This window comes from Paraglaciecola aestuariivivens (assembly GCF_052983255.1).
In genome coordinates this window covers 1-12,931 of the sequence record NZ_JBRKBA010000012.1, presented here as the reverse complement: position 1 = coordinate 12,931, position 12,931 = coordinate 1, and the positions used below count along the sequence as shown (strand labels likewise).

Sequence of the window (12,931 nt, the reverse complement as noted above, 5' to 3'; positions counted from 1 at the left end):
GTTAAAATAGGTATGCCATGCAGTTTAGCCCTTTAATTAAAGAATTAGTCGATGCCTTCAAAATATTGCCAGGTGTTGGCCCTAAAAGTGCGCAACGTATGGCCTTTCATTTATTAGAGCGTAATCGTCAAGGCGCATTGCAGTTAAGTCAAGTGTTACACAATGCCATGGAGCATGTGAAACACTGTGAACAATGTCGCACTTTTTGCGAAAACCGCTTATGTGAAATTTGTGCAAACCCACAACGTCAAGAAAGTCAGCAACTATGTATAGTAGAGTCACCCCAAGACGTATTGGCTATCGAGCAAACGCTAGAATTTAAAGGGCGTTATTTTGTGCTTATGGGGCACCTTTCTCCTATAGATGGCATTGGCCCAGCAGATATCGGATTAGAACAACTTGCACAAATATTGTCAGATAATCACATTCAAGAAGTGATTTTAGCGACCAATCCTACAGTAGAAGGTGAGGCCACTGCGCATTACATTGCCCAAATGTGCAAATCTCAAGAAATTAAAGCCAGCCGTATAGCCCATGGTGTGCCAGTAGGTGGTGAGTTAGAGTTTATTGATGGTAATACCTTAACTCATGCTTTTTCAGGGCGCAGAGATCTGTAATTTTCAGCCACTAAGTAAGTGAACGACTTAAACCTAAAGCAGCTTGCACTTAGCCTAATAGTTAACTAGTAATTATTAAAAAATCACTTAGGCTTTAATATTGACTATCTATGATTAAGACTTGCTAGGAGATAACCAGCTATGAAATATTTGGTAGCTATAGTGCTGTTGGTTTCGGCTTTTTGCACCTATGCAGAAGAAGAGGTACCAGCAAAACCATTAGATCCCGCCTATGAAGGTGTGCATGGAATGGTGTTGTTTAACCAAGGCTCGCGCTTATACGCCTCGCACATGCCTACCTATAATAAACCGCACAATGCCCAAATTGTTTATCGCATTGAAACTAAACATGCCCCATTATTATTTTTGGTTCGAGACGCCGAGCAAGTTAGCTTAAAGCCCGAATCTTTTAACCTAGAAAGGTTAATTCGAGGAGAAGAAGTAACGGTCAAAGCAGAAGCCTATCTAGGCCATTTTGAACGTGGCGGTACGCTGTTTTATGAAGATATTGAGGTAACCTTTAGTGAACAAAAATACCTTAGAATGCTGGAAGAGCTATCTGAGCCTGGCATAGAAAAACATTATGATGTGGTCGAATTAGACAAAGGTGCCAGACTATTAATTCATCAAATTCAACAGCCCCCAAGTTTTGATCATATTGCTTTGTTATTTAATGCCAATAGCTGCATCACCACAATTCGTACTGGTAAACTCGTGCCAGATGAAAGTACCTTAATTAGCAATCTAAGTTTTTGTGGTTCAATGAAGCGTATTTATTTTGAAACCAAAAACTTTGCTAAAAATGTTAGGTAAACTCATTCTTTTTAGTTAGCAAAATATAAGCACACAACTTTAGGCGCTAACCTATGTTTTGTTAGTTTTGGCAATAATATGGCCATTTCAATCTGTAACTAGAGATTAAATTAGCGATTTTTGCACAAAAGTAAAAAATATCCTTGAAAAGTTAACAAGCGGCCTTATCTCCTAAACGTCATTTTAGTAACCACAACTCAGGAGATACTTGGCTATGGCTGAAGCAGCCCATCAAGAAACTCATGGATTTCAAACCGAAGTAAAACAATTACTTCAATTGATGATCCATTCGCTTTACTCAAACAAAGAAATTTTCTTACGCGAACTTGTTTCAAACGCAGCTGACGCGGCGGATAAGTTACGCTTTAAAGCTTTATCAAACGATAGCCTTTACGAAGGTGACGGCGACTTACATGTTAAATTAAGTATCGACAAAGAAGCAGGTACTATAACTATTGCTGACAACGGCATAGGCATGAATAAAGCCGAAGTGATTGAGCACTTAGGCACTATTGCTAAGTCAGGTACTAAAGAGTTTTTTGGTAAGCTGTCGGGTGATCAAGCTAAAGACTCTCAACTTATCGGTCAATTTGGTGTAGGTTTTTATTCGGCCTTTATCGTGGCTGATAACGTGATTGTTCGTACCCGTGCGGCCGGTGACGATAAGTCTAAAGGTGTGCAATGGCAATCTGCTGGTGAAGGCGAATTCACTATTAGCGATATTGAAAAAGCCGACCGTGGTACAGAAATTATTTTGCACCTTAAAGAAGAAGAAAAAGAATTCTTAGACGATTGGCGTTTACGCTCGATTGTCAGCAAATACTCTGATCACATCAGTATCCCAGTGAAAATGTACAAAGAAGAGCAGCCAGAGCGCGAAGGACCTAAAGGTCCAGATGGCGAAGAAGGGGAAAAAATCCCAGCTGTGCCAGCGCATTGGGAGTCGGTTAACAAAGCGACTGCTTTATGGACACGTGATAAAACTGATGTAAGCGACGACGAGTACAAAGAGTTTTACAAGCATATTTCTCACGACTTTAGTGATCCAATGACTTGGTCGCACAATAAAGTTGAGGGAAAAACCGAATACACTAGCTTGTTATATATCCCTAGCAAAGCCCCATTCGATTTATGGAATCGTGACCAAAAGCACGGCTTAAAGTTATACGTTCAGCGTGTGTTTATTATGGACGATGCTGAGCAAATGTTGCCTACCTACCTGCGCTTTGTGAAAGGTTTGTTAGACTCAAACGACTTACCGCTTAATGTGTCGCGCGAAATTTTGCAAGACAACAAAATTACTCAAGCTATGCGTCAAGGTTGTACCAAACGCGTGTTACAAATGCTTGAGAAAATTGCTAAAAACGATGCCGAAAAGTATCAAGCATTTTGGGCCGAATTTGGTAATGTGTTAAAAGAAGGTCCAGCTGAAGACCATGCCAATAAAGACAAAATTGCTGGCTTGCTGCGTTTTGCTTCAACGCATAATGATTCAGATGCACAAACGGTTTCACTTGCCGATTACATTAGTCGTATGCAAGAAAAACAAGAAAAAATCTATTACATCACTGCTGATAGCTATCAAGCCGCTAAGTCTAGCCCGCACCTAGAAATCTTTAAGAAAAAAGGTATCGAAGTGTTATTAATGGCTGATCGCGTTGATGAGTGGTTGATGTCGCATCTTACTGAGTTTGAAGAAAAGACTTTCCAATCTATCACTCACGGTGCCTTAGATTTAGGTGACTTAGAAGACGAAGAAAGCAAAAAAGCCTTAGAAGAGGCAGAAAAGCAAGTCGAAGGATTGATTGAACGAGTTAAAACGGTCTTAGGTGACAAAGTTAAAGATGTGAAATTTACACATCGTTTAACCAACTCTCCAGCTTGTATTGTTGCAGATGAGCAAGGCATGACCACTCAGATGATTAAACTAATGCAAGCCGCAGGGCAACCTGTACCTGAGGCTCAGTATCATTTTGAGATGAATCCAGAGCATCAGTTAATTAAACTATTAGCCGATGTTCAAGATGAAGAACAGTTTGCTCAATTGACCAGTGTGTTGTTTGACCAAGCGGCTTTATCTGAGCAAGGTAGCTTAAAAGATCCTTCAAGCTTTGTGCAAAACCTAAATAAACTATTAGCTGGATTAGCAAAATAGTCAGGTTTTCCTTAGATTGACTAACTAAAAACGGGCTTTAATGCCCGTTTTTGTTTTAACCCCCTAAAATACAAAAAGTTTACAGTTTAGATAAGCTTCAAAACGCTATTATTCTTGTAAGATTAAAGGGGAGTGTGTAAAGTTGCGGCTTTACTTTTTTTAATCACGTTTTTATGTAGAGGACACAGTATGCGCATTATTCTTCTTGGCGCGCCTGGGGCAGGTAAAGGTACGCAAGCTCAATTTTTAATGGGTAAGTACGGTATCCCACAGATATCTACCGGGGACATGCTGCGTGCGGCAATTAAAGCCGGCACGGAGTTAGGTTTAGCAGCAAAACGTGTTATGGACGAAGGCAAGTTAGTGTCTGACGAACTTATTATTGGTTTGGTTAAAGAGCGTATTTCGCAAGCCGATTGTGCCAATGGTTTTTTGCTTGATGGTTTCCCTCGTACTATTCCACAAGCTGATGCCATGAAAGAGGCCGGCATTAAAGTTGATCACGTGATTGAATTTGATGTAGATGACGAAGTGATAGTAGAGCGTATGAGTGGCCGTAGAGTTCACCCAGGTTCAGGTCGTGTTTATCACCTAAGATATAATCCGCCTAAAGTGGAAGGTAAAGATGATGAAACAGGTGAAGACTTAGCTATTCGTCCAGACGATCAAGAAGATACTGTTCGCAAACGCTTAGGCATTTACCATGAACAAACTAAGCCTTTAGTTAATTATTATACCCAGTCTGCTGAAGCAGGAGACTGTGCTTATCATAAAATTGATGGTACCCAAGGGGTAGACAAGGTAAGCCAACAGTTGGCTAGCCTGTTAGGTTAAAAAATTGATGACTAGATAATAGGCCCACCAAATTTTGGTGGGCTTTTTTTTGAGTATGAATTAATAGGAGACTCACTATGCATACACCAGTTACAGCCTTTTATGCCGGCCTGTTAGGTATTTTATTTTTTTATTATTCGGTAATTGTGATCCGAGCTCGATTAAGCAACCGCGTTGCCTTAGGCGATGGTGGAGATAAATCTATACAACAAGTCATGCGCGCCCATGGCAATTTTACTGAATATACGCCTCTGATTTTAATTTTATTATTTGTTGCCGAAGTGAATGCTGGAGATCCTTTGTATTTGCATTTAGCTGGTTCGGCGTTATTGGCGGGACGTTTTATTCATGCCTTTGCACTAAGACGATATGCGGGGCCAAGTTGGCAGCGAGTGGCAGGCATGTCTCTTACCTTTTTAGCACTTATTGCCTTATCTATTATGAATATTTTGATTTTGTATTAAGTCAAAAGGCAAAGATAAACCCATAAAAAACGGCGCTCACTAGGCGCCGTTTTATTAACACATGTTTGGGAGACTAAGGCTTTTAACTAGATTGATTATTTTCAATCAATTTGCTGTTGTTGCCACCTATCTCGATTTTGCGCGGTTTTTTAGATTCAGGTACCACACGCTCTAAGTCAACGTGTAATAAACCATGCTCTAAGTCTGCCGCTAGTACCTTAACGTGATCGCCAAGTTGGAACTTGCGTTCAAAGCTGCGCTCAGAGATACCTTTGTGTAAAAACTTACGTTCTTGGTTATCTGAGTCTTTATCTGCTTTTGTGCCCACTACAACTAAGGTGTTTTCTTGCACCTCAATACTGACTTCTTCTTTGGCAAAGCCGGCTATGGCCATAGTGATACGGTATTTGTCCTCAGCTAACAACTCTATGTTGTAAGGAGGGTAAGATGATTGTTTTTCGTTTCTTGAGGCCGAATCAATCATAGATGCTAAATGATCAAAGCCAATAAAAGAACGGTATAAAGGTGATAAGTCGATGTTACGCATAGTGTATATCCTCATAAATTAAGCAATATAAAATGTTAAGTGCCCCGAAAGGTCGGCGGCGTTTGGGTATGGCTTTCCTTGTCACCCTCCCAGTATGGGACATGCTTACTTATTGTTAAGTTTGGCATGGCAAAAACACCTCTTTGTGTTTTTGTGTCAACCCTTTCGGCGTCGACAATACAGATATGTAGTTACCCAATAGTTTTTCAAGACAAATTTTAAAAAAACTTAAAATATTATTTTAACTTTTTGAATTTATTATGTTTTATTTTTTAATTAAGTTAAAGAAAACGCCACTGCGGCATCCGCATGAATGGCTGTGGTGTCGTAAAGTTTGCAGCTGGTATGAGTTTGTTGCATTAATAAGCCTATTTCTGTACAACCTAAAATTACGGCTTGGGCGCCTTGTTTTTGTAAATTTTCGATAATCCTCAAATAACTGAGTCGTGACTCTGGCTTGACCTGACCTAAACATAACTCTTGATAAATGATTTGATGAATAAGCTGCTGCTCAGGGTCGCTTGGGGTGATAACTTCAATGTCAAAGTTGTCTTGAATTCGGTTTTTATAAAACCCTTGAGACATAGTAAATTGGGTACCAAGCAGTGCTACTTTATGAATATTGTCTAAGCTTAGCTGCAACGCTGTGGCATCGGCAATATGCAGTAATGGAATGCTCACAGCCTGGCATACCTGATCGGCTACTTTATGCATAGTATTGGTACAAATTAAGAAAAAATCCGCCCCAGCTGCTTCTAAAGCTCTAGCAGCTTTGGCTAAAATTTCTGCGGTTTGTTGCCAATTACCTTGGTGTTGTAGTTGTTCAATTTCTGCAAAGTTTACACTTACCATAACTAACTTGGCCGAATGTAACCCACCTAAACGCGCTTTAATGCCCTGATTGATCATTTGGTAATAACTGACCGTTGACTCCCAGCTCATGCCACCTATCAAGCCTATTGTTTTCATCTGGATTTACCCTGTTCAAAGTTAAAATCCATACTAACTAAATTTAGCCCAAAAAAAAGCCCGCTATAGAGCGGGCCAAAGGGTTTATGCAAAACTTACAATAGATACTTGTAAGAGCAGCAAATAGATCACAAATTAAAAACGATAGTTTGCCCCAACAGATAAGGTTCGAGATTTATTCGGTCGTGCACCGTAGGGCTGACGGCTCACAATATCTTGCTCATCTGTAATGTTTTCCACTTTTGCAAAAAGCTTTAATTCGTTATTAACTTGATAGTTACCACTAATATCTACAGTAAAACTTGCATCTGTTGTTTCAAACGCGTCACAAGAGGCTTTAACACACACTTGGTCTACATAGACGGCGTTAACATAAGCAGACCAGTCTTGAGCCTCTAAGCCTACAGAAACTTGGCCTTGTCCTTCAGGAATATAAGGAATAGCGTCACCTTTACTCACGTCACCAAAAAACGCGGTATCGGCTATGTCTGTGTCAAATTCGCTGTCGATATAAGTGTAAGTCAGATTAACCGGTACACTCATCCCATTAATTTGGGTTAGCTCGGTTTTTAACACAAATTCAATGCCTTGCACTGTGGCGGCATCACCATTAAAGGCATCGCCAATTTCACAGTTGCTGCCAGAAGAGGCAGTACACTCACCGAGTAAATTGTCGTAGTCACTTAAGAAGTAAATGGCTTCGGCATTAAAGTCGTTGTTGGCAAAACGAAATCCGAGTTCGTAGTTAATGGCGCTTTCTTCACGTACATTTGGCGAGTTGCTAGGAGCAGTGAAACCTTTATGTGCCCCCGCTACTATTGTCCAGTTTTCGTTAGCCTTATATAAAGCCCCTAAGCCAGGTAAAACCACTTGAGTTGAGTTTTCACGATCATCTCTAAAGGTACGATCTGCACCACCATTATAACGGGTACGCTTTTGCTCAATATCTTCGAAGCGAATACCCGGAGTGAGTACCCAGTTGCCCCACTCAATTCGATCATACACATGAATGGCCAGGGCTTCTGCTTCTTGCACTCGGTTGCCAGCGTTACCTAGTTCGCCTAAGTCATTGCGAAGTAATTGGCCGTTAACTTGTTGAAAAGTACTGTTACGTTGCAAGCGGTCTTCTTCGTCTTGATGGAAACGTACCCCCACTTCTAATTGGTGTTTCACTTCACCTAAGGTTTTATCCCAGTAAAGACCAAATTGTACCCCTCGTGAAAAATATTCACGGGCATTTGAGCGTATTTGAATGCTGCCTGGGGCGGTATCTACACTACCATCTAAAATGCCTTGTAATGCGATTGAGTCAAAACTACCTATGCTAGTTTGGTTATTAACCGCATCTATGACATTTGACCAACTGGTTCTGTCAAAATCTTGGGCATTGTCACTGCCATCAAAATCAATACCTTCGGTTTTAAACCAATTGCGCTCATGCTCATTGTTGTAAGCTGTGGCTGAAAAGTTTAGGTTGTCATTGATTTTAAAACCGTAGCGCAAAATCACTTGGCTATGATCAGTGCTGATATTGTCGAGTGCAGACAGGCCGTATCTACGAGTACTGTCTTTGGCAAAGTCATTATCGGTTAAGCCTAAGTAGCTTTGATTTGATTGTTGTTCAGTGGTTTGTAATTTTAATTCAAGGCTATGCGGAGAGTTTTTGGGAGCATAAGCCAATTTAGCTGTGATGTCGGTTACATCTAAGCCGGTATCATTATCGCTACGATCAATCTGTTGAAAACCGTCTGATTGCCATTGGTGTGCTTCAATTAAATAGCCAAAACCATTGTCTAATTTGTCACCAAATTGGCTATGCAATCTGTAGGTGGCGTCTTGAGCCGCTTCAAAGGTGATTTGTCCAGCTTGAGAATCAGGAATAGGGGTAGACACCATATTTAAAGCGCCGCCAATAGTGTACGGCCCTTGGGTAATTGCTGCTGGGCCTTTCACCACTTCAATGGCACTCATTCTGCCAGCAGTAGGAAAATAATAAGCCGATGGCGCAGAGTAGGGCGCTGGCGCAATTAAGATGTTGTCTTCTAATAGAGTAATTCTACCGCTGCGCTCTGTGGCTACACCACGGATACTGATATTTGGGCGTAAACCATAACCATCTTCTACTTGAACAGAAACCCCAGGTACTTGACGAATAATACGTTGAATATCGCTATACACAAATTTGGCTAAGTCATCTTCACTTATATATTGAGCTGCACCTGTTGCTGCTTCTGCGTTAGTGCTGCTGCCATAGATAGTTACGGTTTCATCTGCGGCTTTAGGAGAGTGAGCGATAGCCTGATTGTTTAAGCTAATTAAAGCTATTGCTGATGCCAATAGGGTTTTGTTCATGTATCAGTTACCTCTAGATCCTGAGTGGATAATTATTCTGTAATTAACAAGTGGCAGAATAATAATGAACCTCAAATCTAAATGCAAATGATTCTCAATAAAAAGTTAATTCTCATTTAGTAAACCCAAAAAAAAGCCACATCGCAAAGGCGAAGTGGCTTAATTCATCTCAATTAAACTGCTGATTGGTTAATTTTGGGCTTTTAGATAAGCGTTAAAGTGTTGTTGATTAGCTTGTTTAAGAGTCACACACTGCTGTGAATTATGCATAGCAATATCGAAGCTACGTTGCATACCCTCAAACTGTGACTTTTTGTTGGCAAAAAAGTCTTGCGCTAACTTAATATTTTTTTCGCTACAGCTGCTAGCAAAGTACTCAGGCATACGGGCCAAGTGATAGGCCGGCATTTTTTGGGTAACCTGGTTAAAGTTTTGTTCAAGCCAAGCGTAAAATGGGGTCATATCTTCTAGGCCACTTTTAGCCGTATAAATACTGCTAATAGTGTTGGCTGGACTAACATGCTCAGACAACGCAAAATCTAAGGCTTTAGTGACCTTTTGTACGTCAGTAAATACCATGGCACGGCCTACTGTGCCTCGAATATTGGCATCTGTATGAGCAATATAAAGATCCCTTAATATGGTAAACCAATCTTGTTGACTAAAGCGCGCTTGGTTACGCAAAGCTCGCGTTGCTAGACTTCTGGGCACACTATTAGGATCTTTTACATATTGCTTGGCTAATTCACTACTGATTTTCTGCACTTGTTGGCTGTTTGAGTAGCGGCTTAACATGCCATACACAGCACCGCGTAATCGAATAGTGTCGGTTGAGTCATTAGCTTGGTCTTGCACCCCTAAGCGTGTAAACCAAGGCGTCAGCTTATTCGCCACAAATTGGCCAAATAAGGCCTCGTTACTATCATCAACCAAATATAAAAAGTCGCCCATAGTTGCAACCACAGCGCGACCAATCATAGGATCTGTATCATCAATGAGCACATTCATGACAGCCATTAACTGCTCTAGTTCTAGCTCACCTGCCGAAAATAACGCCTCACTGTTGTACAAAAGGTTCTTTTTTTCACGCGCATTAAGTGCTGAAACATCGGCCAATAACGCGGTTAATTGGCTAGGAGTGACTTTCCAACGCATATAACCCATGGCATTTTCATTGGGGAATATCCAATCGGCTTCGGCTAATTCTGTCACTGTTGTTGAAGCATCGGTTAGAAATAATTGGCTGCGATTAATTTTGCCATGTTTTTTATAACTTACAGAAAGTGGTACCACCCATAACTGCTCTTCAACATTTGCACCCTGCAAGTGATAACGAGATTGACTAATGGTGCCATTGTTAGCAAAAGTTACTAAGGGGTAACCAGGCTGCTCTAAATAGGTTTTCATCATAGCCGGCACATCAAATTCGGCCACACTAGCTAATACCTTCCATAAATCTTTGGCTTCTGCGTTTTTCCAAGCATTGTTTTTCATATAACTTTGCACGGCTTTTTGAAAGGCTTGTTCGCCAACCAAAGATTCTATTAGCTGCAGAATGGATTCACCTTTACTGTAGTTAAGACCAAGGCCATCCATAACATCAGATTGGCTTTTCACTACTTTTTGCACGGGTTTAACTGTAGGGCTGGCATCAGCACCAAAAGCGCCTTCTTGAACTGCTCGCCCTTTAAAGTTTTGTTCTGGGTAGAGGTCCATCATCACTTTACTGGCCATCCAAGAAGCAAAGGCTTCGTTTAACCACAGATCATTCCACCAGGCCATAGTCACTAAATTGCCGTACCACATATGGGCTAGTTCATGGGCGATAACATTTAAGGTAGCGCTTTGCTCGGCCAAACGAGGCTCGTCTTCTAATAATAAAAGGCTACTGCGATAGGTAACTAGGCCAACATTTTCCATGGCCCCAAAAGTAAAATTAGGTACAGCTACAAAGTCGAGCTTTTCGTAAGGGTAGGGCGAACCAAAGTACTCTTCTAAATTTTGTAAAATGCCAGCGGTATGTTTAGCAGCAAACTTTGTACGCTGAGCCTGACCTTTAGGGGTATAGATTTTGCCTGGTACAGACAAGTTTGGAATGTCGTAAGCGTCAAGCTCACCTACGGCTAAAGCCACTAAATAAGTTGGCATAGGTTTAGTTTTATTAAATTCAACGGTTTGCCAACCATCTTTTAGTGTACGTTTATTCACTAAGGTATTAGATAAAACCGTATGTTTTTCGGGTGAAATAATGGTCATTTGATAAGGAATTTTAAAATGAGGCTCATCGAAACTTGGAAAAGCCTGACGCGCGTACATGTCTTCAAATTGGGTGAAGACATAATTCAAGCCCTCAAATTTTGATAAATACATACCGTCTGAAGAGGTATTAAACTTTCCATTAAATTCTATTTTAAGTTGATAACGGTTAGCCGGGATCTGACGTTGCGCTGTAGCATGTTGAATATCGTAATCATGAGAAGTGACAGTTAAATCAATCACCTCATCACCTTGCACTAAATAAGCACGTTGAATGTTTAAGGCTTTTTGATAAAATCCCACAGTATTTGTGGCTTTAGTAATATCTATGGCAATAGTGGTATGGCCGCTAAAGTCAGAACTATCAGGATCAACCTTTAAGGTGATTTGCTGAAAGCTTGGTTTAATAAAATTTGATAGTCGGTAAGCGCTATCTTTGGCCCATGCATGGATTGAGCATAAACAGCTCAACAGCAAGCCTAAAAACAGATGTTTTAGCTTCATTGTTTGTTCCAGATTTAATTAATTATTATTCGGATAAATTTGCCGCAGCACATTAATTAAATTAATAAAAAACGCAATGTTTTAATCGTTAGAAAATGTGTATGAAATAAGCTGAAAATTAAAATTAGGTGACTTGTTTTAAGTGGAATAATTGGCAGTTGCTTGCACTCTTACTTGTCACTTAATCATTTCCGCGTATGCGGTAACCTCCTTCAACACCAGTGAATTAACGTTTATATTAATATTAGCACTAGGGTGGCTTGTAAAAGGTGCCGCCGCCGCTTAAAGTTTTTAACCGCAAAAAACGGCTTATTTTATGGGTGGCAACCACGTTGTCGTGAAATATCGCTCTCTTCGGATTTTACTCAAATGGCGTCCCGCGCGGCGTCCTAGCCATTTGCCCTTAAAATAAGCCATTTTTTGCTGAAACTTTAAAGGCGGTAAGGAAGTGGCGGAGCCACTAAAAACGAAGGTGTTATCGGCGCAGTCGATGCGATCAGTTCTGAACAATTCTATTTTGTGCACAACAGGCTCACCCGAGTCGTAATCAGTACTCGGTGTTGCGAGGGAATTTTCTGGACAGGTAAAGCTTCTCCTGATTCAGCCAAATGTTGTTCAGTTTGTTTTCTGTTAGTGTATGATTTACAAATTGTTTTTTGATATTTATTAGTGCGTCGATACATAGTTATCACCTACCTTACAAGGTAGTATAGCTTGCAAGGTCTCACTAATAACCTGTTATGTGCAGGGAGAGTTCAGTTGAAAATTTTCGTAGTTTTGTTTTCTTTGGTTTCATTTCACTCTATTGCATGTAGTTGTATGGGTTACGATATTGAAGAAGCCTTCAAGGAGTACCCAGTCGTATTTTCTGGAACTGTCGAATCAATTACGACTATTGAAGTTAAAGAGAGTGGCTGGTTTGAGTACACCAAATTAAAAGCTGTTACATTTGTTGTAGAGCAGAGTTACAAAGGTATGACGGCTGAAAGAATAAAGGTTACAACAAGAATGGACTCTGCGGCATGTGGATTTCCATTTAAAGAAAAAGTGAAGTATGCAGTATTCGCCATGCCAGACGAAAATGGATTGTATGTTGGTTCTTGTGGGCCAACTATTCATATGGAAAAACGTGAAGATTATTATGAACCTGAGCGACTCAGAGTAACTCGCTTTTTATCTAAGCAAATTGGCACATAACAAGTGCCTCAATTCGCTCACAAGTTCGCTCGGACAATTAACAATGGGCTATTGTCGCTGCGCTCTTTATTTTGGCCCGTTATTAATTGCCGCTTAGGCGGGCGTTGGTATGACTCCCCACGTCAAGTAAAACGCAATAATCTTGCCTGATCCTGTAAGCCTAAATAGTTGTCCCAAGTAAATTGAGTTAACGCATCGAGTGAAGCAAGTAAATTCGTCGGTT

At 40.6% G+C, this 12,931-nt stretch carries 10 protein-coding genes; 6 read left to right on the top strand and 4 right to left on the bottom strand.

Going from position 1 to position 12,931, the window contains the following annotated elements; translation table 11 throughout:
* Nucleotides 1–17 precede the first annotated feature (17 nt).
* The 5 genes from recR (at nucleotide 18) to ACVCDT_RS14750 (ending at nucleotide 4,883) form a co-directional block, all read left to right on the top strand.
* On the top strand, nucleotides 18–617 hold the full coding sequence (recR, locus tag ACVCDT_RS14770) for a recombination mediator RecR (RefSeq protein ID WP_447133562.1): 600 nt from the start codon (nucleotides 18–20) through the stop codon (nucleotides 615–617).
* A 141-nt stretch (nucleotides 618–758) separates the two neighbouring features.
* Nucleotides 759–1,430, top strand: coding sequence for a hypothetical protein (locus ACVCDT_RS14765; protein WP_447133561.1), 672 nt, complete (start codon nucleotides 759–761; stop codon nucleotides 1,428–1,430).
* A gap of 214 nt (nucleotides 1,431–1,644) precedes the next feature.
* Entirely contained in the window at nucleotides 1,645–3,585 is a 1,941-nt protein-coding gene (gene htpG / locus ACVCDT_RS14760; RefSeq protein WP_447133560.1) for a molecular chaperone HtpG, read from the top strand.
* A 189-nt stretch (nucleotides 3,586–3,774) separates the two neighbouring features.
* Nucleotides 3,775–4,419 (top strand): adenylate kinase, encoded by a 645-nt coding sequence (gene adk / locus ACVCDT_RS14755; RefSeq protein WP_447133559.1) that lies wholly within the window; start codon nucleotides 3,775–3,777, stop codon nucleotides 4,417–4,419.
* Between the two features lie 77 nt (nucleotides 4,420–4,496).
* On the top strand, nucleotides 4,497–4,883 hold the full coding sequence (locus ACVCDT_RS14750) for an MAPEG family protein (RefSeq protein ID WP_447133558.1): 387 nt from the start codon (nucleotides 4,497–4,499) through the stop codon (nucleotides 4,881–4,883).
* An 82-nt stretch (nucleotides 4,884–4,965) separates the two neighbouring features.
* Here the strand turns inward: ACVCDT_RS14750 and ACVCDT_RS14745 are convergent, their stop codons facing one another.
* The 4 genes from ACVCDT_RS14745 to ACVCDT_RS14730 form a co-directional block, all read right to left on the bottom strand.
* The gene (locus ACVCDT_RS14745; protein ID WP_447133557.1) at nucleotides 4,966–5,430 is read right to left on the bottom strand and encodes an Hsp20 family protein; all 465 of its coding nucleotides are present in this window, start codon (nucleotides 5,428–5,430) and stop codon (nucleotides 4,966–4,968) included.
* A 276-nt stretch (nucleotides 5,431–5,706) separates the two neighbouring features.
* A complete protein-coding gene (locus tag ACVCDT_RS14740; protein WP_447133556.1) occupies nucleotides 5,707–6,399 on the bottom strand; it encodes an aspartate/glutamate racemase family protein in 693 nt (230 codons plus the stop codon).
* A gap of 135 nt (nucleotides 6,400–6,534) precedes the next feature.
* Nucleotides 6,535–8,751 (bottom strand): TonB-dependent receptor family protein, encoded by a 2,217-nt coding sequence (locus ACVCDT_RS14735; RefSeq protein WP_447133555.1) that lies wholly within the window; start codon nucleotides 8,749–8,751, stop codon nucleotides 6,535–6,537.
* Between the two features lie 189 nt (nucleotides 8,752–8,940).
* Nucleotides 8,941–11,511: a M1 family metallopeptidase gene (locus tag ACVCDT_RS14730; RefSeq protein WP_447133554.1), complete on the bottom strand. Its 2,571-nt coding sequence runs from the start codon at nucleotides 11,509–11,511 to the stop codon at nucleotides 8,941–8,943.
* Nucleotides 11,512–12,270: 759 nt separating this feature from the next.
* On the opposite strand from ACVCDT_RS14730, the gene ACVCDT_RS14725 reads away from it, so the two are divergent.
* Entirely contained in the window at nucleotides 12,271–12,708 is a 438-nt protein-coding gene (locus ACVCDT_RS14725) for a netrin-like domain-containing protein (protein ID WP_447133553.1), read from the top strand.
* Nucleotides 12,709–12,931: the final 223 nt, after the last annotated feature.